A 22222-nucleotide genomic window follows, 5' to 3' on the forward strand; every position below is an offset into this window, starting at 1 on the left:
GTTTATCCAAGAAGCTACTTTCGATTAATTGAAATATCATAAGCAATCTACCTAACCTACCATTACCGTCATTGTATGGATGGATAGTCTCGAACTGATAGTGCATTATTGCAATCTTTATCAAAACAGGTACTTTTATCTCTTTGTTATGCCAAAAATTTTCCCAAACGTAAAGCAAGTCAGGTAAATCCTCATGAAGCCACTCCTGCGACCTTACGGTCGGGGTTTCGGCTCTTAAAACAAAGTTTGTCCTGAATCTTCTTCTCCCTGATGGATGATGTACTTACGAATAAATGAAATTTATTTCCGATAAACGGAGTGTATCCCGACGTGGTTGCGGGGGTCGGATTCGAACCGACGACCTTCAGGTTATGAGCCTGACGAGCTGCCACTGCTCTACCCCGCGATGATCTAGTATTGTGATGCCATGGGTACTGAAGGGATTATATAGTATGAGTTGATGAATATCAAACTTAGCCGATTCAAAAAAGCATAAATTTCAGATCCCAAATTGAAACAGTTCCAACCATTCTGTCAAAACATCAGGAGGCTTTGTATCTACAGGTTGATATCCATACTGTAGTGAATCAATATAATCATTAAGGTCAGGATCCTCAAGTAGCTCCTCTGGAATTATATAGAGCAATTCCCCATCCTTAGCATAGTTCAGGCGATCCCTTGCTTGTGATTCGATATATGCCTCTGTGACGACCTTTTCACTCATCAGGACCAACTCTACATTTCTCAATCTTAGCTGTTCGACCTCTTCTTTTGCCTGATCAAGTATCTCCAGTTTTTGAAAAGTCAAAGTGTAGGATCTCCAGATCTGGAAAAGTAGGAAACCTGACATGAAAAGAGCTGTTAACAAGGTGATATATCTGATCGGACCACGCTTTTGAGCCTTGACTCTGTTATTTTTCACTGAATTTCTCTCAACCACAGCATAAAATCATTTAATTCATCAATTTATTACCTATTTTAACACCTGTCATCTAGATATAGTTCCCCTTTATATATCATCTAATTTAATTATATATAGATTATGAGATATAAACTAGAGAAGGTTGTTGCATTGCCCCATAAGATAACTTATGCTATAATCGCTATAGTTGTTATACCAAGATATTTTACATGTCGAATATAGTAAGATGGCAGAGGTACAAAACCAGACATTTCGAGATCTCCATAAAGGGTTTGTAGACGAGTTAACTGAAAAAGGTCGCTCAGAGTCGACCGTTATAGCCTACGCCAAGGATATCGAACAGTTATTAAATTTTCTAAGTTCTAAAGGTACGACAGGCATCGACAGTATTACTATAGATGACCTTGAATCCTTTAAAACGGATCTTCAAGAAAACAACTACACTCCAAAAAGTGTTTCTAGAAAGATCAATAGTACTCGTACTTTCTACAAGTACTTGTTGGAGAGTGGAAAGATCAATGATAATCCCGCTGAAAAGCTCGCACACCCAAAATTTGATGTAAAGCCTCCTAGAGTTCTTTCTGAGATGGAGTACAGGGCGTTGAGAGATGTAAGTCGGGTTGATGTCCGATTATATTCCATAGTTGAGCTTCTACTACAAACAGGCATCCGGATCGGTGAGCTTGCAAACCTGAGCCTGGAAGATGTCAAGGAATCGAAATCAGGCATCAGATACATATACATCAAGAATCAAGGAAGCCACCCTTCCAGGAAGGTTCCTTTAAACAATTCAGCATATCAAGCTATCCAAGACTACCTTAAAGTACGACCTGAATCCGACGATGACACACTCTTTATCACAAAAAACGGTCGACCTCTTCTTGTCAGAAATATCCGAACTGCGATAGATAAAGCTTTTGAGAAATCAGGGATCAAAAATGCAAAAGTAAATGACCTAAGAAATACCTTTATAGCTCATCACCTTGCAAATGGAGTAAGCTTGGTAACAGTATCAAAACTTGTTGGACACAAGAGATTATCTACCACAGAAAAATATCTAAACCTGATCCGTGCTGAAAAAGAAGATCAGGAAAAGAACCTCAAAGAACTTTGATCACTCATCACCCGGTCTAGTGTATACTAATACTTGTATAAATATATGAGCTAGGTTAACTTCTATCCTTGAGTCGATGGCAGATGATATCAACAGCTATTGGTTCCCTCACCCAGATATTCTCAGATTAGCTTATCAGCGAAACAGAAGTCGCTTTCACGGAATAGATCACGTCCTCAGAGTATGGATATATGCGATGTACATCGGGCGTTCATATTACGCTGATAAAATTGACCTTGATGTACTTAGCGCTGCTTCACTTTTTCATGATATCGGCAGAAGGAACGACCTAAAGGATCCAAAACATGGGATCAGATCTGCAACTTGGGTCAACGAGATATTGCCAGCACTAGCACCTGAACTGCTAGATAGCCAGATCGAGATGATCAAGGTATTATGCAGACTCCACAACCTTCCTGACAGTGATCTATCCTCCTTAGAATTAAGGATACTTAAGGATGCAGATGCACTAGATCGCTATCGCTTACCTACAGGGAAGATAAAAGCGGATTATATTCGTCTTCCTGAAACCCATGAACTGATCGAATTCGCAAAAGAATTCCATGCTGACTGGCGTTCTATACGTCAAGAGGAAAAGGACCCCTTCAACATCATGATCATTACCTTGAGAGATTCTGATCGCTTATCTAACCTACTTCCAAGCCAGGTCAAAAGTAGAACCGAAGTACAAATTACCCGGAGATACCTGAATAGATACCTTAATAATGTCGAATCAACACTTACAGATCTGGATTCATCAAGCAAGAACCTAATCCATAGATTGAACAAGGGAACTCTGCGATTTAAAGATCTAAGGACAATAAAACGGAGGCTCGAACTATTGGTAGAACAGACTAAAGATTCTCCATCACCAGTACTTCATGAACTCTTTGTGCAAGCCGCTCGAACTTCGATCTCTCAAAATATGCGACTTGGTTTGACTGACCAGACGATCCACTTTGCACTCAAAGGTTTATACCGAAAATTATATGACAACGTCTCAAAAGAACCGCGCTGTGAATTTGAGATCCCAAATAGTGACCTATATCAGCTTATCTCAGTAGAGGCCATGATCCCACACAGACATGTCCAGAGGGCTGTTGTAGAGCACCTTGCTTACTGTAGGGAATTCCAAAAATTGATAATGTTACTGGCTTTTACCGATCTTCAAAGTAAGCGGTTGTTCCTGGAAAGTTTTGGGCGAAGATATCGACTTTACCAACGCCTACGATTCTCATTCCCAGAGGACCAGGTGTCTTGGCAGAAGTGGCTTTGGGTCGTTGCGGTGGAACGATGGATCAGAAGTGCTGTCAGGTTACTTGATGATGGAGATACCGACAGAGCCAAGCATATGCTTGATTATATTCTGAAATTCATCGAACAGATCCTTGAAAAGATCGAGCTAACACTTCCTCAACTCACTGAGATAATTTCATATCTGAACGATCTCGCCGAGATAGATGAAAAACATGACGAACTAGATCTAGAGGTGTGTCGGTGTTCGAGATTGTGGCAACAAGATTTTGGTACCCTAGGGGGTATGAATGAGTTTCCTGGTGCACTCGTAAACCAAAATCTCGATATATTCAATCTGTATGATGGAAATTCGCTGAATTCTAGTAGGCATCTTATCGAACTTGAGAGATACCTGCTCAGGTGTTCAAAGCGTGGGGAAAAGATAGATCTAGTAGTACGTAACTACCTTCTACCATCTCACATGAATCTTGAGCTGAAGTATTCGATATCACAAGAAATCCTTAGTGAATTAAAAGATACCAAGATAAAAGACCTTGTACTTAAGCATACTGCCACATCTCTACAAGAAAAAAATATCCATGATATCGCTCTGATCATGCGAAAAGAGAATTCGGAACAGAACCTCAGGCGAGTACTTGAACCCTCAAAATACCGTGCTCTGGTAAAGACCAAAAAGAATTATAAGATCATGTCATACATTTCTGATCTATCGATCCTCGAAGGGATAATTAAAAATGGCTCTACAATCCTCTCCATGTGGAATATACTCTCATACAAAGACCGTTCTTTCATTATCAAGCATAGCTATGGTACAAACTACAATCGACGAACGAAATATCGAGGAGTACTCCAAAGACATATGCTCATTAGAAGACCCAACATCTTAAACGACCATGTATATTATGGGGCACTTCAAAACCTAGATGATATTTTTGCAGACCCTGGTATATTAGGACACATACCCTCCCCTACAGATCTTTTCACTTCTTATAGGTATGGCAGTGTTGTACTAGTTTTCAAAGATGAAATCGTAGAGAGGACACTGTTCGTATTATTAGACTCATTCTGGGAACACCGAAGTTATCCTATGGCATACGAAGAGGCAAAGTATCTGTATGAAAAATTGCGTGACAATCCTATTAGAACCTCATTAGAAACTAACCCTGTGAGTATTATCAACTCATATGTCGAAGCAAATATCCTAAAGGGTGTTTCGTTAGCAGATGTTGAAATGGTTCTCCTTCCAGTAAAAGATCTTAAGAGAAAGCATAGGATCATCCAGATGGTAAATGCCCAATACCCTGATATCGAATTCCGAGGTATATGAGATAGCAAAAATCGAGCACATACGCCTTATACTGTAAATCCCAGTTACACCACGCATACGGCATATATCAACTCTACTTCATACATATAGAGATCGCGTGCATTAGAAACTCGGAGTTTAACAGCCCTACTTTATGCAATATATCTACGGCATTTTCGGAATATGCCCCATTTTCATTAGACTATATGTACATATTGGGCATACCGTTGTTGGATATGAGATGGTGGGCGAGGGTGGAATCGAACCACCGACATCGGCTTTATAAGAACCGCGCTCTAACCCCTGAGCTACACGCCCTTTTACTAATTCACGCAATTTTACCCCATGAGTAAGTCATTTACAACAAATTGATACGCTCAGACCAATATTTCTTCCGACAATTTCAGATAAATCTAATTTATTGGAGATATTCTTTAATTAAGGAAGTACAATATTCCCCCAATAATGTGTTCGAGTTGCCAGTAATTTGGGCTTAGGTATGGTGGTCTATAGATGTAGATGAATTTTGGCTATCTTTTTCTGTAGCTTCGGAAGAAACTTGTTCTGTAAGGAAATTGACTATTTTTTCAAGGTTCTGTTAAACTGAACATGTAAATCATACTAGTTCCTGATGAATAAAAAGAATACAAAAGTAATTGTAATTGCAGTTTTAGCCTTAGCAGGGCTATTAGGAATCATAGCAGTTGGTACCGCTATGTACTATTCTAGCATCGATGATGTAACCCCAGATACGACAGGTGCAAGCCTAGGACAGAATAAGTGTAATGAGATCTCTTTAAAAATTCCTGGTGAAGTTGAAAATTCATGGGTGAAGCCTCCTGCAGGCGACCCGATAAATATTGACCAAGATGTCCTTATTGGAGCAGAATTCCAAACAGCAATACTTGAATCTACAGGTAAACCTGAGGTCGATTTTCGAGAATTTCACTTCACTATCAACAATAGTGACGAGCTTGAGTATGTAGTAAAAGTAGATGACCCGGACAATCCTGTAAGATCTGAGACGTTAGCGGGATTCATGATTTACTATCCAGAATTCGTTTTTAGTGATTGGGATAAATTACCCGAAGGAACTACTTCCCTTACAGTATCTGTCGTACCATACGGTGAAGCACTTGACGGAGAGTTAGAACCGATAACTCGTGTGCTGTCATGCCTTCCTGGAATCTTTGAATTATCCCTAGAAGCTCCTGACCCATCACAACAAACTTGTGTTGCTGCTGGAGAGACCCAGACCGACTTCTGTGCAAATATCAATGATGGAGAAACCTGTAAAGTTCCAGTTCCTGACTGTTGTGAGGGGTTGGTGAAAGTAAATAACTGTTCGATCCCGAACATAGATGACCAATGCTTGGTCGAAGTTCCAAACTGCTTTATCTGCTTAACAAATATCTCTGATAGTATCTGTGATGAAAAAGAAGGTGAAAACGTTTGTAACAGCCCTAAAGATTGTGCTATCGAACCGGAACCCGAACCAGAACCCGAACCGGAGCCCGAACCAGAACCCGAACCACAACCCGAACCACAACCTGAGCCACAACCCGAACCTGGTCCAGAACCAGGCCCCGAGCCAGGAACCGATCCTGATCCTAGTGGAGAACCGATCAATGAAACTTCGGCATTCACCGTTTCAGTATCCGGAGCTACGTGTGTAGAGAGGGTTTCTCCCAATGACCGGGTGAATCTCAGGATCGTCATAACAAATACCGACAGTAGCTATGAGGATCTACTTCAGATAGTAAACAAACTGCCTCTTGGATTCACATATGTGGCAGGTTCATCCGTGATAAACGGAATACAAGATAATGCGAATGCATATACAGAAGTTCAGACGATCGGGAATTCTCAAGAGATCACTTGGTCAACAGAGGATGGTTGGTCCATTGCAGCAGGAGATACTATGACTATAGAATTTAGTGCATTAGCCGGCCCTAATGCCTTGACAGGTGATGTTCAAAACGAAGTTGTGATAACACCTCTGAATAATCCAGTTGACGCTTCCTCTTTAAGAACAGAGCTGGTTTTCAGCGTCGCACAAAGCTGTACGACACCTCAAACAGCGATATTCGGCGAATTACCTACCAAGATCATTGCAGGATTTGGAGCGATCCTTATCGCTTATGCAATATACGCTACATCTGTAGGAGAGAAAATCGCAGAGGATCTGCTCACATCCACACCGGCAAGACTTTCAACTTCAATCGCAGAATCCCTGCGAATGGCATACTTAAGGATCACCAATCCTCGTGAATACTTCGAAAGGAAGTTCCGCAAGAAGGAGAAGATCACCCCGTCCCGCTAACTTATAGTACGAGGTGGGATATTGTAAACAGTCATAGTAAAGCGCAGTGTTCCGCTCCGTCCTTCGCACTATAAGTTAGCGGGACGGAGCTTTATCGGATTCCCATCCTCCCCATACCTGATCTCATCTGAAATGATAGAAACATAATAGATCGTTTGTGGCTTCAAATCCTTTATCACTACACTATGATCGGTTGATGGCAGAAAACCGCCATCACTACTCGCAATCGTGCCATTCTTATCCTGTACAGTTAATGAATATCTAACATACCCTGTACATTCATCAGCTGTCTTCCAATTCACCATCACAGAAAACCTTGACGGAACTATCTCTAGTGAATGAGGCGTACAACCCCCCACATTATCTGCACCTTCTACCTGAACCGTATCCCTGACAAAGAAATAAAGGAACGGAACCAGAAGGATCACAAGGAAAATTGTACTAAAGCTGGTCAACTTCTTCACTGTTTTCGAGTATTAATAGATAAAAACTTTCTTGGACAACATTGTTCCCATCAGATATTGACAGCACAACCCTCTGCGTATCGCTCTGACCAAAGGCAGGAATACCTGAAAGAACTAGCTGGGTATCATCAAACTGCATCCAAGTAGGGGCTGATATCACGGTGACTGACAACTGATCATTAGGCGTATCAGAGTCCACAACCTTAAGGAAATACCGAAACTCCTTTCCTACTATAGCACTCTTTGGTGCAACAGAAACAAGATGTGGAAGACCCGTAATGATACTGTAAGCAGACTGATCATCCAGAAGAACATCTCCTGCTTTAGTTCTTGGGTCGAGTTGCTCATCTCGTGAAAGATAGGCAAACCCTATCATTAAAAAACTGATCAGAGGGAAGCCTATCAAAAATATCTTTTTTCTCAAACTATCAGTCATATGTATATAGTAACAGCCTTCGGGCTACTCAACAAGAAGATGCTCCATTTGAATATGAATTATCTGATCAGTTAAATATCAACATCCATTGGAAATCAGTTTGGGTCGAACTTCATACTTAGCAAATTTAATGATCGGTAATGTTATAGATCTAAGAAGTCGAAACTTTCTGGAGCATCTCCGCGAAGAGCAAATACATCAGGTGCTGGTTCTAGTCGATATCTTACCGTTTTATCTCAAAAAAACATGTTCGATCACACCGCAACGGTTTACAAAAAAATCCAATCCCTATATAATCTCCCAGAATTTAGCTATATTTTCGATCTTATGCCAAATCTACAAGCCTCGATCAAAGATCTGAGACAAAGTAAAAAGAGAACAGCCAACAACAACAGGATTCGCAGGAGACTAAAGGATTCTGTAAAGAGCTACAAGAAGGCGATCGAGTCAGGTGACGCAAAGACTGCAGAAGAGAATCTTCCTAGAGCACAAAAAATGCTAGACAAAGCAGCCAAGCGTGGTATCATTAAGAAAGGCACAGCATCAAGGAAAAAATCGTTGCTGAGCAAAAAACTTAACGACCTGACTGCCCCCGATGTCAAAGTTACTAAATAGAATGCTTAAAATCTCGTTCCTGCCAGCTGCGATAATGATCGTATCTAAGGTCTTTGGATTATATCTTGCGATCGTCGCTTACGATATGCAAATATTCATAGACAATGAGATACAATTCCCCTTTACAGTGCAGTTGCTCATCAATGAAAGAGATAATGTTATCTTGGCCAACTCAATTTCTGACCTAGTACTTCTTTTGGTCATGACTTCTATATGTGCATATATCTACCTCAGATTTACCCTTTATACGCGCTCTGCCGATGACCCTAGAACCATCGTCAAGCTAACAAAACTAAATCTGGTCAAATGGATAACTGATAAAAACAGTGTTTTTCTAAAGGTTTTTGTGTGGGTCCTTTTTCTGTTGGCGAGCGATGCAGTGATTATTGCGAATACCTTAAGGGGCGAAACTTATTCTTGGATCGGTGTTACAGCTTTTGTTACTGGAATATTGTTCATGTGGGCATTGGTACGAACATTTGAGATGGAGATCGAAAAACTGTACCCTACTGATAAGAACAGTCTATACTAGAATATGGTCAAACGAGAGATAAAACGACAATTGCAGAGATATGGCACTTACCTCGAGCCCTTCGAGCTGTTGCTTCTGATCGGGATATTTGTCATTCCTATAATGACTTTGTTCAACCTGACACCGCAGTACGGATCTCCTGATGTACCACCTGATAATGTGCTTGGTGTGTCCACAGATGGACATGTTAGGATCCAGGACATCGGAGGAAGTCATGAATTTATTACAAATGAGCGTCTTCTTGGTATTGATACTTCTTCCTACCACTATTACACAACATTGATCAACAGAGAGTCTGGTATTTATGCAAAGCCTATACTGCAGGTGACGAATCCTACTGATTCTGATATCGAGATAACTTTTTCTGTGAAATATTCAGTTGAGCAATCTTCTCAGATCGGGATTTTGAAGGATAATACAAATTACATCATCAAGGATAAGGAAGGTTTTACATTTCCTAGAAGTTTTACTGTTGCATCAGGCGAATCTGCGATCTTTAGTATTGATGTGAGGAATGATGTGAATATTAATTATTCGGAAGAGCTTGGGTTGCTGATCCTGTCCCGCTAACTTATAGTGCGAAGGTTTGAATATCACCTCTCAGAAACAACACCCTCACAGACTCATCTCCAACGCTCATTACGATTCAAACAACAAGCTTTTTTTCATAGTATCGACAGTATATACTACCCTTATCACACCATGCTCTATAAGGATCCATCAGGACCGTAAAAGAAACCTGCTGAGTGGGATGTATGGGAGCATTTATCAAATTTGATAGAAGAGACGTGGAATGTTGGCGAGTAGCGACAAACATTTATCGTCGAGAACTTTCTCCAAAATATCTGCTGCTCGACTATGATCATGCATCGCATCGCGAGCTGGACTCTAAGATGGTAAAAGATTAGAATATCCTTGCAAAATCGTCAAGATTGCAGATTCACATTACAACGATTCAAGAGAATGAAAACAGAAGGCTCACATTTTGAGAACATAAGGAATTTTTCCATCATAGCCCATATTGATCATGGGAAGTCTACCCTGGCAGATAGAATGCTTGAGGATACTATGCATCAGCAGATACGCTCGAGAGGAAAGGAGCGCGTGCTCGATCGGTTGGATCTTGAGCAGGAAAAAGGTATCACTATAAAACTTCAAGCAGCCCGTATGGTGTGGAAGGGTCATCAGTTAAACCTGATCGATACGCCTGGTCATGTAGATTTCTCTTATGAGGTTTCGAGGTCTCTTGCCGCATGCGAAGCTGCATTGCTACTGGTTGATGCTGGACAGGGTATACAGGCGCAAACGATATCAAATACAAGAAAAGCCTTAGAACTCGGTCTCAAATTGATTCCGGTGATCAATAAGATAGATATTGAGACAGCAAACATTGAGGAACGAGTTTTGGAATTAAGAGAGATCTTAGGTTTTCAACCTGAAGAGATCATTAAAGTTTCAGGAAAGACTGGTGAAGGAGTTCCGGAGCTACTGGATGCGATCATTGAAAGGTGTCCCTCTCCTACTGGAAGGATAGATGAACCACTACAGGCATTGATATTTGACAGTTTCTATGATGAATACAAGGGAGTTGTAGTTGCTGTAAGGGTCGTCGATGGTCAGATTGGGAGAGATGGTCAATCATATGGAAATAGTAATGCGCTTCCTACACTACATTTGCTCAGACGAGAAGAAGAATTCAAGCCTAGCGAAATTGGGATCTTTGCTCCAGATCTTGAAGAAGTTGGGGCATTAAAAGCTGGGGAGGTCGGATATATTGGTACTGGGTTGAAGGATATTAGTTATTTCACGGTTGGAGATACTATCTCAGATAACCCTGAAACCCTACCCCTACCTGGCTACAACCCTCCAAAACCAAATGTATATGCGACATTTTTTCCGACAGAACCTGATGGCTATGAAGATCTGCGGATCGGACTGAATAAACTCTCGCTCAATGATGCCGCTCTGACATTTACAGAACAGAGAAGTAACCTACTTGGGTCAGGGTTTAGATGCGGTTTTTTGGGTTTGTTGCATATGGAGATAATTCAGGAGCGACTGGAGAGGGAATATGACGTTTCCCTTATCATTACAGCTCCGACAGTTGAGTACCATATCAAAAAGACCAACGGAGAACTGCTTGAGATCCAAACCCCTCAGGAGATGCCTGATCCTTCGGAGATCGAGGAGATCAATGAACCGTGGGTTAGAGTAGAGATCCTTACTCCACAAAGATACATGGGTCCGCTAATGGAATTGTGTCAAAGTAGACGGGGTTCGTTTGTGAATACGAAATTCATCAATGACGCATCAACCTCTGACCTGATCGTACAGTACATGGTGATCGAGTACGATATCCCACTTGCATCTCTAGTCTCAAACTTTTTTGATCAAATGAAAAATCTGTCCAGTGGATATGCTTCAATGGAATACGAATTGATAGACTACTTCCCAGTAGACCTTGTGAAAGTTGCAGTTCTTGTAAATAAGGAAGAGGTCCCATCGCTTAGTTTCCTTGAGACAAAAGATGGTGCTAGATCAAGAGCAATAAAGTTGTTGGAGGTTATGAAAGAGGTTATCCCACGTCAACAATTTCAAGTCCCATTACAAGCTGCTATCGGCAGTAAGATTATTGCAAGAGAGGATGTCCGAGCATTTAGAAAAGATGTTACAGGAAAATTGTATGGTGGTGACTATTCGAGGAAAAAGAAACTACTTGAAAAGCAGAAGAAGGGGAAAAAGCGCCTGAAACAGATAGGACAAGTAAATATCCCACAAGAAGCTTTTCTTGCGATCCTCAAGACATAAGCTGAACCGACTCAATGTATTGATCAGAAGGTTGAAACTCACTAATTTCCGTAAGTTCGAGAAAGTCGAATTTGATCTCGATAGCGATCTGGTCGTTATACACGGTGATAATGCTGTCGGAAAAAGCACCATCCTCGAAGCTCTACACTTCATTACCAATCACCACTCTCCTTTTACTTCCGAATTGCAACATCTGTATCGAAATACAATTACAGATGATGTTTATTTCAGGATCGAGGCGGATATTGTGAAGGATGGGGATACTAGGACTTATGCACTATTTCAAAATGGTGGTTCGAAACAGTACATAATTGACGGGCACAGAACCACAAAGAAAAAATTCCGTGAGTTGGTAGCCTCAACCATATTTAGCCCAGAGCAGATCGAGCAGTTGATGATCTCTCCTCAACAACGCAGGGATTTTCTAAATTCCCTGATACTAAAAGTCGATCCAGATTATGAAGAACTCCTTTCGAAATTCAACAGAGTATTAAAACAACGCAATTCTTACGTGAAAAGATTAGCAAAACACTTCTATGAGACCGGAGAGGTTATGAGTGACGACCGTCAATTGCGATACTGGAGTGAACTATTGTCAAAATTCTCCGCTAATGTCATGAGTGCTAGGATCAATTACATAGAGCAGATGTTTGATGATGATTTTAGGATGGAATACAGACCCTCCCTACAATTGGAAGGTTTCGAATCTCTAGCAGATCTTGGCTCCCTCCAAGGCAATCATTTTAACGCCATGATGGAGCGTGTGAGAAGAGACATCGCTGTTGGACATACTACTATCGGTGCACACCGTGACGATTGGGGAATAGACGCAGGAAAAGATATCAGATCCGAAGGTTCTAGAGGAGAGAAACGTCTGGCTATCGGAAGGATCATCTTTAGATCTCAAGAGATCTATAACGAGAAGAATGGATTCTACCCTTTGCTAATGCTCGATGATATATCATCCGAACTCGATGATCGCAATACTACATCCATTCTTGATAAGGATCTGATATCAAAGCAACAAACCATCATCACTACGATCAAGTTGCATGATCTTCCACAAGAGGTCTTAGACAATGCCAAAGTAATAGAGCTCAAAGCCTAATGTAAAGCGAACCTCGTGGTGTAAATCTCATCTGTACGGAGGGTTCGTACTGGTTTGTAAGCATGATCAGGAACGGATATTTCATCGGGATCTAGTATCCTGCATATTTGTAAGGATCATCAGGAACGGATATATCATCGGGATCTAATATTCTGCATATTTGTAAGCATGATCAGGAGACAAGAAACCTCAGAATATAAAGTTCAGAACATACTGATCACATCCTCGTCTTCACTTTTAGATGCAACCCTTTCACCCAAAGACCAATCGATGTCTGTTTCAGTTAAGAAACCATTTTTATCGAAATACTTTATCGATCCGTTCTGTATTCCGTATTCATATATCTGTCTTGTTAATCGAACATCCTCCAAACAGTATTTTTTTAGATTCTCCAGATCGCCTGATGCCCAGTATTTGACCGCATCATATCCCTTACCTATCTTCCCATGACCCAAAGTCGCTTTTGTCAGGTCATCTAATTTTGGACGGAAGCCGATCTTTTTCGCAACAGCAACCATCAGATCAAGTTGAGGCAATTTCAGAACAGTATCCCCAAGATAGTTTGCTAATACCGGCATATCAAAAGTGAAACCGTTATAATGTACGATCATGTCGGACAGAGACATCAGTTTCATAAGATTATCCATATCATCTTCCCAAAAATCATACTCCCTACCCTCATCATCAATTACTCCGACATATGAAACACGCATCTCCTCTATCCGAAAGATGTCTTCTCCTGACCAATCATTTTGGGTTTCAATATCAAGAAATATCACGATCGATTTCTATTATGAAAATTAGCACAACGATTATACATCAAATCCAAACAGTAATGGGTAGATCAGAGAATGAATGCACAGATGAATGGGTGAGTGAGATCACGGGTGATATGATGAATAAGTGAATAAGTGAATGAGCGAATAAGTGAATAAGTGACAAGTGGTATGATTAACGAAATGACGGTTCATATGATGAATTAAAGAACAGGTGATGTTATTAAGCCAGGAGCTTCAGAAACATCAAGTGCTAGATCTCTTTAGACTCCAGAGCCTTTTCTAATGCTGACAGGCTAAGAAGTGCGCACTTCTTGCGACCGCTATCGCTATTCATACCTACCAAAGATAAAACGTCTTCTTCAGAAAGCTTCTTTATATCGTCCAACTGCTTTCCTTTAAGGATCTCTGAGAACATGGACATAGTAGCGATACTTATCGCACAACCCCTTCCTAGATATCGGATATCCTTAACCACACCATCATTAACCTCAATAAATAGCTCCATTTCATCACCGCATGAGGAATTTTCGACCTTTGCATAGTGGGTATAGTTATCCATCCTCCCCCAATTTCTAGGATCTTTGTAATGATCTATAACGTGTTCTTTATATAGAGAAGTTGTATTCATCCAACAAATTCACTGATAACTTTATCCAGTATCTCCAAGAAGTATTTAACTTCGTCTTCTGTATTGTATACAGAGAAGCTTGCCCTTACCGTAGGTTGCATATTAAATCGTTTATGTAACGGTTCTGCACAATGATAACCTGCTCTGACCGCGATACCATATTCATCCAACATGGATGATACGTCATGAGGATGCATACCATTCACAACGAAACTTACAAGTGAATTCCTTTTATCCGCATCATCTGGTCCAAAGATCTTGATACGACTATCTCGCTTAAGCCCTTCTACAGCAATCTTCGTAAGAGCTTTTTCATGTGCCTCGACCTGAGTCATCAGAAGATTATTAGCCATCCAATCGATCGCCGACATCAACCCTACTCCTCCTGCGATGTTTGGAGTTCCAGCCTCAAATCTCCAAGGAAGCTCTGCCCACTCGGCACCGTTCTTCCATACTTTTGATATCATATCCCCGCCACCGAGCCATGGTTCGGTTTCCTCAAGCAGTTCGTGCTTTCCATATACCACTCCGATCCCTGTTGGACCAAACATTTTATGCCCAGAAAATACCAGATAATCGATATCAAGTTCTCCTACATCGATCTGTGTATGGGCAACGGTCTGTGTTGCATCTAAAACTGTCAAAGCTCCTACAGTCTTTGCTATCTCCACAACCTTCTTTACATCTGTTTTTACACCAAGAACATTAGAAATATGTACAAAAGATATTAATTTCAACTTCTCACGGTATTTTCGTACCAAGAATTCTAGATATGAAAGATCTAATCCGGAAGCGGATTCGGTGACAGGTATCCACTCTAACTTAAATTTCTTCCGTCGAGAGGCCATCTGCCAAGGCACAATGTTCGAGTGGTGCTCCATTTCTGTTATCACTACAACATCCCCCTCTTCTAGACCCTGCTCAGCAACGGTATTACATATGAAATTCAATCCTTCTGTTGCATTAGAGACAAAGAAAACCTCCTCAGGAGTTGCACCGATCAGGTCAGCTGCTTTGCGATGGGCTTCCTCGTAGGCGTTTGTAGCCTCAGTTGAAAGCGTGTGGAGTCCACGATGTACGTTAGCATTGTAGTTTGTGTAATAGTTGGTGATGGAATCAATGACCTGTTTAGGCTTCTGCGTGGTCGCAGCGTTGTCCAAGTATACGAGTTGTTTGCCGTTCACCTCCCGTTGAAGGATCGGGAACTGGCTTCGGATGTCATCCACACATGTATTATACAGCAAAATAGCGTGGTGTTGGCAACAGAGTGCATAACACAAATATGCGACCCATATTCAGAACACTACATCCTCCTACGACCTATCCATAAACTGTTCCTTACTCTCGGCATCAACCTTCGGGAGCTTTTTCTCCAAACCCTTCCAGAATGGATCTAAGACCACCAGATCTCTCAGCCAATCATATGTGTGCTTCCTGTAGGCGATATGCCCGCCATTGCGTGTTCGTAGGTTTATGGTGTATTGCAGGTCGTCCAAGGAGGCGTAGAACCTATATCTAGTAGCATGGGCATGTGGGAGCAGATAGCGTGTGAACTCCCTTGCAAGATCTTCACCAAGCTCCTTTAATGCAGTTGTGTGCCATTTCTGGATACGATCATATACCTGTGTCATCCTATCGGAGAATTCTCCCCTGAGAGATTCAAAACCTGTATTGTAAAGATATTCACATAAAAAGAATGAGTTCTCAGGGTTACGATCTAATTCTTGGGTCATATCTACGGAATTGTCCCATAACGGTACAAACCTTTCAAAGCTCCTATGCCTGTTAAGGTCTTTCAAGACCCCTTGATCTGCCATACCATCGATCATATATGCACCTGATTGAGCAATATTTCCCGCTAATTTATGGTGATTATGGAATTCAAAGAATATCTTGCCTAATTCTGTTCTTTCATTTGCAGTCAATATCTTATGTTCTGTCGATAACGGGAATAGCAAAAGCAACATATGCTGAATGAAGGAATCTACTGGATCCGGATTCCTCCCGACCTTTAGATACTGCCCTATCCTTGACAGCTCAGGCATCTTTATACCCCCGAGGGTATCCAACCCGACCGAACTCAAGTACTCGCAAGCCTTGAGGAACATCTCTCGTTGAGTCTTATTTGCATCTGCATGTCGGATCAACCCGTCTACTTCGGGAACATATCCCTTTGAGGTCAATTCGTCATTTGATACAAGGAGTTCATATAACATCTCTCCAAGTTCTAGATCGATACGCTGATTGCTTCCACGCAATCTTGATATAAGTTCAGACCATGACCTTGCCGACATTACATAACCCAAACTTGTCTGCAGTCCCAAAGGCAAAAAATACCTTACGGTATCGAATGTCCTAGCCATCAATACAGAAGCTTGTTTAGGATCCTCTCGATCGACCTCAAAGAATTCACCTAACGCATCTTGGGTGCTTGGTAACATCTCTCGATAGTGTTTCATCCACTCATGTATGATCGCACCATACTCTTCCCTCAATTCAGGTGAGACATCGATATCTAAAGGTAGGTCGATAAATTGTGGATCTTCAAAGTTCTGAAATCTCGTGGATCTCTCCTGACCGGCAATAACTAGATTGGTATTGAACAATCTCATCGCAGTTATCATGGGAACGTTTTCAAAGCAGATGAACACATCTGCCATATCCCCTACTGACTTATGTCCGTATCCATGAAATATCGATTCTAATCTTGAAGCTGCATCAGTACCCTTTCGCATTACCTCCGCAGCGATGTCATACACAGAATCTGCGCTTCTACTATATCTCGCACCTAGATAAGCACTTACAGAAGGTTGCTTGTTCCCAGGTGATTGCAATAGGGTCAACACATTCATTCGGTGCCAACCTGAATCATTTTGGATACCGGCTATCTGTAACTGATGATCGTATCTGTACTGGACTGCCATTATTTCTACTACTGATTGAATTTAATTTCTACTTTATATCTATCTGATCTATATTTAACTTCCTATTTAACATCTGTTTAATTTCTATCTAAATCCCCCTTAATTCCGACATAATTTCTACTTGATCTCTGCTTAACATCTACATCAATTCTAAGTAGCAATAAGTAGAACCTGCCAGATATCTCACCTAACAGGGAATTTTCTGGCAAATTGCTCTACTTCTTGAGCTAACTTGCCAAGCAACTTCTCATCATTTATTGAGCTCAGAACCTGATCCATCCAATTTACAACAGACACCATGTGCTCTTCTGTCATTCCTCTGCTTGTCAAACAAGGAGTGCCGATCCTAAGACCATTTGGTTTCATTGGAGGGGCAGGATCATTGGGGATAGTATTTGCATTGGTTATGATATTTGCTTTCTCGAGTGCAATAGCAGCATCCTTGCCAAGTAGACCTTGAGGTCGCAGATCCAATAAGACAAGATGTTTATCAGTACCACCCGAAACTACCTTGTACCCTTTCTTCATTAACTCTTCAGCCAATACCTTTGCATTCTTTATGATCTGTTCTGCGTATTGTTTAAATTCGGGTTGCATTGCTTCGTGTAGGGCCACGGCTATACCAGCAATGTGGTTGTTCAACGGTCCCCCCTGCATACCCGGGAATACAGATCTACGAATCTCGGTTGAGATATCTTTTCTAGAGAATATCAAAGCTCCATTTGGTCCTCGCAATGTTTTTCGTGTGGTCATCATCGTCACATCAGCATGTTCAAAAGGTCGCTTATTTAGACCTGCCAAAACTAAACCAGCCTCATGAGAAACATCCGCTAAATAATACGCTCCTATATCATGAGCGATCTTTCCAAGTCTTTCATGATCTATCTCGCGAGGATAAGCTGTACCGCCAGATATCACGATCTTAGGTTTAACTTCTTTGGCGATCTCATCGATCTTGTCGTAATCAAAGACTTCTGTTTTGGGATCTACACGATAGAAATACGATTCATACACTCGAGAATTGTGGGTCGTCTTTCTTTCCTCAGACATCTTCCATCCGTGTGAAAGATGACCTCCATCAAAAAGATACATCCCTAACATCCTATCACCGGGTTGAAGTAATGCTGAATAAATAGCTGAGTTTGCATGTGCGCCTGTCACCGATTGTACCTCCACATCCCACCCATCAGGGTCAAGACCAAAGACCTGAAGTGCACGACTTCGTGCGAGTCCTTCTATGATATCGATATTCTCGTTACCTTGATAATACCGTTTCCCTACTTCTCCCTCTGAATATTTGTTCATAACTACAGACCCGACTGCCTGTCTAACAGCAGCACTTGTGTAGTTTTCAGATGGGATCATAAGTAATTGCCGTTGTATACGGTCTTCTTCTGCTGATATCGCATCAGCAACTTGGGGATCCACCTGTTTTAAATTCATCATCTGGATCAGATCCGATAAATTTATTTGCTATTCTCTATATCAAAGACAAGGTCAGAGAAAAGAGAAAATTGTTGCTCAGAAATTATACAATCATATTAGCAGAAATGCTTGTGGTTTTTAGGCTGGTAGCGAGAGATACCGAAAAATAGCTTTATCCGGATGTTTATCGGAAATCCTGAAAACTTTATTTTTCATAAGACCGACTCTTCCACACGTGGAGTGTATTCCACATCAGCGCAGAGATCGTCATTGGACCAACCCCACCCGGAACAGGAGTGATATATGATGTCATCGGTGCAACTTTAAGATAATCGACATCACCCACGGGGATATTGCCTTCTGTAGCTTTATTGATACCGACATCTATAACTATTGCACCAGGTTTGATGAAATCAGTGGTGATAAAGTTTGGCATACCAACAGCAGATACTAATATATCAGCCCTTTTGCATATTGACTTAAGATCGCGTGTTCTTGAATGTGCAATGGTGACCGTGCAGTTTGCCTCATTGAGCAACGCTGCCATTGGTAGACCAACGATCTTGCTCCTACCCACTACAACAGCATTAAGTCCTTCGAGCTCTATTCCATAATTTTCCATAAGTAGCATTATCCCTTTTGGTGTCGCAGATGCGATGGCAGAGGGGTCTTTCTGGAACAATTTACCGAGATTCACAGAGGTGAGTCCATCGACATCTTTTCTGGGGTCGATCTGTTCTAGTACTGAAACCTCATCAATATGGTCTGGCATTGGGAGCTGTATCATAAAGCCATCTACTGCATTGAAAAGATTTAATTCCTGTACTTTGTTTTTCACATCTTTTGTTTTAGAGCTCTTTTCCAGCCTATGTACGACTCCGTCAAAACCGAGTTCTGACGCTCTTTTTTCTTTCATCGAAACATACTTCGCACTTCCGTACTCATCTCCTACCAGTATCATATCGATCCTTGGAGGTCGTCCTAGCGATTCAAGATCTTTAAGTATCTGTTCTCGTATCGAGTCATTGATCTTTTGTGCTGTATTTTTTCCATCAAGGATCTGCATATGCTGAGTTTGTGAATTGAGTAAATATTAAGATGATTGTACAACTATTTATTCCAAATAGACACCCTGTCTATACCAAGTATTTTATCAACACTCACATGGGTTATTGATGGGTCTGAATCATTTTTTTCCCCAAATCCGAAGTGTACCGAGACGATCCTAGCACCAGAGGGTAACTCCTCTCTGAACTTGGGCATCAGCTTTGAAACGAAAGTGCTCGTCAAGTATAGGTATACTTTGGTGAATTTTGATATATCAAATTGGAAGATGTCTCCCTGTATGAAACTTACATTCTTCAGTCGCATCAATTTTGCATTGATCTTTGAGTAGAGTACCAATCCCTTGTTTAATTCAAGACCTGTAAAGTTCACATCTCGATATCGTTTTGCAGCATATAGTATGAATTTTCCATCTCCAGAGCCGAGATCCACAACTTCATCACCCTTCTTTAGATCTAAGGCTTCTAATGCCACTTTGAGAGATGCAGTATCACTAGGAACGAATGGTACATCTGTCCACAGAGTAACCGCTACCATAAATATGCGTATGATCATGGCAGAAGCGATACCATATCCACATATCATGATGATGATTGTGAGTATTTGTAAAATTGTCATTGATTTGCTCTTGCTTCTTTATAAAATTTACCTTTCTTTTTCATCAACTGATTGTAGCTACCACTTTCTACGATCCTACCATCATGTATGTAGTAGACAGTATCGAACATATCCAGATGGTCAGTATTTTGGGTAATGTAGATAAGTGTCTTTTTATTCCCGATGAATTTAAGGATCTCTTTGATCATCTTTTCCTGAGATGGTCCGTCAATATATGTAAATGGTTCATCCATGATGAATATACCCTTATTTCTGTATAACATTCGCGCGATGGCTAATCTCTGCCAATACCCAGGAGAGATATCTTTTCCACCGGTAAATTCCTTACCCAAGATCGATTTATCTGTTAGCTTTTCTTTTTTCATGAACTCTGTCACTCCTGTTATATTCTTTACCTGTTGATATAATCTCTTATCAAGATTTACCCTGTCGCTTGATATTGTGATGTTCTCCTGGAGTGAGAAGCTGTATCTGACAAAATTTTGGAATGCGACTGATATCTTCCCTTTTAACTCCCCTCTTTTTAGTTCACGAACAGACAAACCATCCAAAACATAATCCCCGGCAACGATCTCATACAATCCACAAAGGGTTTTTACTAAACTGCTCTTACCTGAGCCATCCCCTCCTACAAACGCAACTTTCTGACCGGGTTTGATCGTCACATTCACATCTCTTAATACTTTAACCTCAGGTTCATCAGGATATTGAAAATCCAAGTTTTGCAATTCAATGAGTGGTGTTCCCTTTGTTAACAATCGGCCAGTTGGATCCATATCTCCAAAACCTTTATATTCGATCAGGTCAAAGAATTCTGTTGTGTAAGAAACCTGGTCGAACATCACCAAGAGCTGTCTTAACAAGTTGTACGATGCTTCGTACACCTCATTGGTATAATCAAATAAAGCTTTGAAATCACCGATAGAAAGCTTCTTACGAATGGACTCAAACAGTACAAAGATTGTGTAAATATACATAAAGATCTGTCCGGTTGCAGACATCACTACCTGATCGCTGTAGTACATGTCATATCGCTTTGTCACACCTTCAATGAATTCTTGATCATGCTGTCGATAATTCTTTAACAATGTCTTAAAGATACCGTTCACTCTCAATTCGGGAAAGTTCGGTATAGTCATACTTGTGTTCATGAGATAGTCGGTATACTTCACATGTTCGACCTTGTCTTTGCGATAAGTTCGAAGGCGTCTCTCGCCTATGAATTGGATAAGTGGTTCGGGGATAGCAATGATCAACAAAAAAAATACTGAAGAACCCATTGTTGAACCAAGTATGATGATCGAAGATACAAGTCTGATACTCTGTCTGATGACTTCGGTAAAGGCCTCATAGGTTGAAAATATCGACCCGATAGAATAACCCGGAACAAAGGTGGTGAGTTCTTGAAACCTGTTCTGCTCTACTTCTTGGAGGTTCTCAGAGGAGATCTTTCTTATCATCTCAACCCTTGCTGTATGATCTACTTTGCGCAACATCCGTTCATAAGTCGCTTGTCGGAAATTCTTCAAGGCTTTTGTGACGATGTATATTGCGAGTATAATTGCAAGCCATCTAAAAGAATCTGTCACAAAATAGTCATATAGAGAATTGACAGGGATCTTTCGAAGCAGAATATCAGCTGTAGAGTCGATGAACTTACCACCTACAGCAATTCCTGTCATATCCAACGCCGTGATCAAAACAAACGCAAAATCACGGATCAAGGCCTTTTTCAAATCATTCTTATACACATACCCTATGGTGTTGGTTAAAGAACGAAGTATATTCTTCCTGTTTTTGCTCATGGAAGACGGGTATGGATTGATTTAAGATCATCCACATATTAGCACAGCAGACGAACATAAAAAAAGACAGGCATATAGCCTGTCTTTAGGACT

20 protein-coding genes and 2 tRNA genes are annotated in these 22222 nt (G+C 41.0%); 8 read left to right on the forward strand and 14 right to left on the reverse strand.

Going from position 1 to position 22222, the window contains the following annotated elements; all coding sequences use genetic code 11:
• From H6763_04125 to H6763_04135, 3 genes are all read right to left on the reverse strand, one after another.
• Positions 1-178 (reverse strand): Fic family protein (locus tag H6763_04125; protein ID MCB9803987.1); only part of this gene is annotated, 178 nt, incomplete at its 3' end.
• Positions 179-331: 153 nt separating this feature from the next.
• A tRNA-Met gene (locus tag H6763_04130) sits at positions 332-406 on the reverse strand.
• Between the two features lie 93 nt (positions 407-499).
• Complete coding sequence (locus tag H6763_04135) at positions 500-922, reverse strand: septum formation initiator family protein (protein ID MCB9803988.1); 423 nt, start codon at positions 920-922, stop codon at positions 500-502.
• A gap of 226 nt (positions 923-1148) precedes the next feature.
• On the opposite strand from H6763_04135, the gene H6763_04140 reads away from it, so the two are divergent.
• Both H6763_04140 and H6763_04145 read left to right on the forward strand, forming a co-directional pair.
• Complete coding sequence (locus H6763_04140) at positions 1149-2036, forward strand: tyrosine-type recombinase/integrase (GenBank protein ID MCB9803989.1); 888 nt, start codon at positions 1149-1151, stop codon at positions 2034-2036.
• 76 nt (positions 2037-2112) lie between these two features.
• On the forward strand, positions 2113-4620 hold the full coding sequence (locus H6763_04145; protein MCB9803990.1) for an HD domain-containing protein: 2508 nt from the start codon (positions 2113-2115) through the stop codon (positions 4618-4620).
• Positions 4621-4841: 221 nt separating this feature from the next.
• Here the strand turns inward: H6763_04145 and H6763_04150 are convergent.
• Positions 4842-4917: transfer RNA gene (locus H6763_04150), tRNA-Ile, on the reverse strand.
• A 313-nt stretch (positions 4918-5230) separates the two neighbouring features.
• Between H6763_04150 and H6763_04155 the strand changes: the two genes are divergently transcribed.
• Positions 5231-6922: a hypothetical protein gene (locus H6763_04155; protein ID MCB9803991.1), complete on the forward strand. Its 1692-nt coding sequence runs from the start codon at positions 5231-5233 to the stop codon at positions 6920-6922.
• Between the two features lie 68 nt (positions 6923-6990).
• Here H6763_04155 and H6763_04160 read toward each other — a convergent pair whose 3' ends face one another.
• Complete coding sequence (locus H6763_04160) at positions 6991-7386, reverse strand: fibronectin type III domain-containing protein (protein MCB9803992.1); 396 nt, start codon at positions 7384-7386, stop codon at positions 6991-6993.
• Positions 7364-7822, reverse strand: coding sequence for a hypothetical protein (locus H6763_04165; protein MCB9803993.1), 459 nt, complete (start codon positions 7820-7822; stop codon positions 7364-7366). Before H6763_04165 ends, H6763_04160 begins: the two co-directional genes overlap by 23 nt.
• A gap of 246 nt (positions 7823-8068) precedes the next feature.
• On the opposite strand from H6763_04165, the gene rpsT reads away from it, so the two are divergent.
• The 5 genes from rpsT (at position 8069) to H6763_04190 (ending at position 12885) form a co-directional block, all read left to right on the forward strand.
• Positions 8069-8437, forward strand: a complete 369-nt coding sequence (rpsT, locus tag H6763_04170) for a 30S ribosomal protein S20 (GenBank protein MCB9803994.1) — start codon at positions 8069-8071, stop codon at positions 8435-8437.
• A gap of 1 nt (position 8438) precedes the next feature.
• On the forward strand, positions 8439-8969 hold the full coding sequence (locus H6763_04175; protein MCB9803995.1) for a hypothetical protein: 531 nt from the start codon (positions 8439-8441) through the stop codon (positions 8967-8969).
• 102 nt (positions 8970-9071) lie between these two features.
• Entirely contained in the window at positions 9072-9539 is a 468-nt protein-coding gene (locus H6763_04180) for a hypothetical protein (protein ID MCB9803996.1), read from the forward strand.
• A 393-nt stretch (positions 9540-9932) separates the two neighbouring features.
• Positions 9933-11777, forward strand: a complete 1845-nt coding sequence (gene lepA / locus H6763_04185; protein MCB9803997.1) for an elongation factor 4 — start codon at positions 9933-9935, stop codon at positions 11775-11777.
• A 31-nt stretch (positions 11778-11808) separates the two neighbouring features.
• Positions 11809-12885 (forward strand): DNA replication/repair protein RecF, encoded by a 1077-nt coding sequence (locus tag H6763_04190; protein ID MCB9803998.1) that lies wholly within the window; start codon positions 11809-11811, stop codon positions 12883-12885.
• Positions 12886-13088: 203 nt separating this feature from the next.
• Here H6763_04190 and H6763_04195 read toward each other — a convergent pair whose 3' ends face one another.
• From H6763_04195 to H6763_04230, 8 genes are all read right to left on the reverse strand, one after another.
• Positions 13089-13664: a ribonuclease H-like domain-containing protein gene (locus H6763_04195; GenBank protein MCB9803999.1), complete on the reverse strand. Its 576-nt coding sequence runs from the start codon at positions 13662-13664 to the stop codon at positions 13089-13091.
• 250 nt (positions 13665-13914) lie between these two features.
• Positions 13915-14292, reverse strand: coding sequence for an iron-sulfur cluster assembly scaffold protein (locus tag H6763_04200; protein ID MCB9804000.1), 378 nt, complete (start codon positions 14290-14292; stop codon positions 13915-13917).
• On the reverse strand, positions 14289-15518 hold the full coding sequence (gene sufS, locus H6763_04205; GenBank protein MCB9804001.1) for a SufS family cysteine desulfurase: 1230 nt from the start codon (positions 15516-15518) through the stop codon (positions 14289-14291). Before sufS ends, H6763_04200 begins: the two co-directional genes overlap by 4 nt.
• 87 nt (positions 15519-15605) lie before the next feature.
• Complete coding sequence (locus H6763_04210; protein MCB9804002.1) at positions 15606-17216, reverse strand: FAD-dependent thymidylate synthase; 1611 nt, start codon at positions 17214-17216, stop codon at positions 15606-15608.
• Positions 17217-17399: 183 nt separating this feature from the next.
• Positions 17400-18662: a serine hydroxymethyltransferase gene (locus tag H6763_04215; protein ID MCB9804003.1), complete on the reverse strand. Its 1263-nt coding sequence runs from the start codon at positions 18660-18662 to the stop codon at positions 17400-17402.
• Between the two features lie 184 nt (positions 18663-18846).
• A complete protein-coding gene (locus H6763_04220; GenBank protein MCB9804004.1) occupies positions 18847-19707 on the reverse strand; it encodes a bifunctional 5,10-methylenetetrahydrofolate dehydrogenase/5,10-methenyltetrahydrofolate cyclohydrolase in 861 nt (286 codons plus the stop codon).
• Between the two features lie 44 nt (positions 19708-19751).
• Positions 19752-20324, reverse strand: coding sequence for a methyltransferase domain-containing protein (locus H6763_04225; protein MCB9804005.1), 573 nt, complete (start codon positions 20322-20324; stop codon positions 19752-19754).
• Positions 20321-22129 (reverse strand): ABC transporter ATP-binding protein, encoded by a 1809-nt coding sequence (locus H6763_04230; GenBank protein MCB9804006.1) that lies wholly within the window; start codon positions 22127-22129, stop codon positions 20321-20323. The genes H6763_04225 and H6763_04230 overlap by 4 nt, the downstream gene beginning before the upstream one ends.
• Positions 22130-22222: the final 93 nt, after the last annotated feature.

The organism is Candidatus Nomurabacteria bacterium (assembly GCA_020632395.1).
GTDB lineage: Bacteria > Patescibacteriota > Dojkabacteria > SC72 > JAHDCA01 > JACKFQ01.

Excerpts from the sequence above, each read along its gene's own strand:
- H6763_04155 (MCB9803991.1), top strand. The coding sequence starts at position 5,231 with ATGAATAAAAAGAATACAAAAGTAATTGTAATTGCAGTTTTAGCCTTA.
- H6763_04175 (MCB9803995.1), top strand. The coding sequence starts at position 8,439 with ATGCTTAAAATCTCGTTCCTGCCAGCTGCGATAATGATCGTATCTAAG.
- H6763_04165 (MCB9803993.1), bottom strand. The coding sequence starts at position 7,822 with ATGACTGATAGTTTGAGAAAAAAGATATTTTTGATAGGCTTCCCTCTG.
- H6763_04145 (MCB9803990.1), top strand. The coding sequence starts at position 2,113 with ATGGCAGATGATATCAACAGCTATTGGTTCCCTCACCCAGATATTCTC.
- H6763_04215 (MCB9804003.1), bottom strand. The coding sequence starts at position 18,662 with ATGATGAATTTAAAACAGGTGGATCCCCAAGTTGCTGATGCGATATCA.
- H6763_04230 (MCB9804006.1), bottom strand. The coding sequence starts at position 22,129 with ATGAGCAAAAACAGGAAGAATATACTTCGTTCTTTAACCAACACCATA.
- H6763_04140 (MCB9803989.1), top strand. The coding sequence starts at position 1,149 with ATGGCAGAGGTACAAAACCAGACATTTCGAGATCTCCATAAAGGGTTT.
- rpsT (MCB9803994.1), top strand. The coding sequence starts at position 8,069 with ATGTTCGATCACACCGCAACGGTTTACAAAAAAATCCAATCCCTATAT.
- lepA (MCB9803997.1), top strand. The coding sequence starts at position 9,933 with ATGAAAACAGAAGGCTCACATTTTGAGAACATAAGGAATTTTTCCATC.
- H6763_04225 (MCB9804005.1), bottom strand. The coding sequence starts at position 20,324 with ATGACAATTTTACAAATACTCACAATCATCATCATGATATGTGGATAT.
- H6763_04200 (MCB9804000.1), bottom strand. The coding sequence starts at position 14,292 with ATGAATACAACTTCTCTATATAAAGAACACGTTATAGATCATTACAAA.
- H6763_04220 (MCB9804004.1), bottom strand. The coding sequence starts at position 19,707 with ATGCAGATCCTTGATGGAAAAAATACAGCACAAAAGATCAATGACTCG.
- H6763_04210 (MCB9804002.1), bottom strand. The coding sequence starts at position 17,216 with ATGGCAGTCCAGTACAGATACGATCATCAGTTACAGATAGCCGGTATC.
- H6763_04180 (MCB9803996.1), top strand. The coding sequence starts at position 9,072 with ATGACTTTGTTCAACCTGACACCGCAGTACGGATCTCCTGATGTACCA.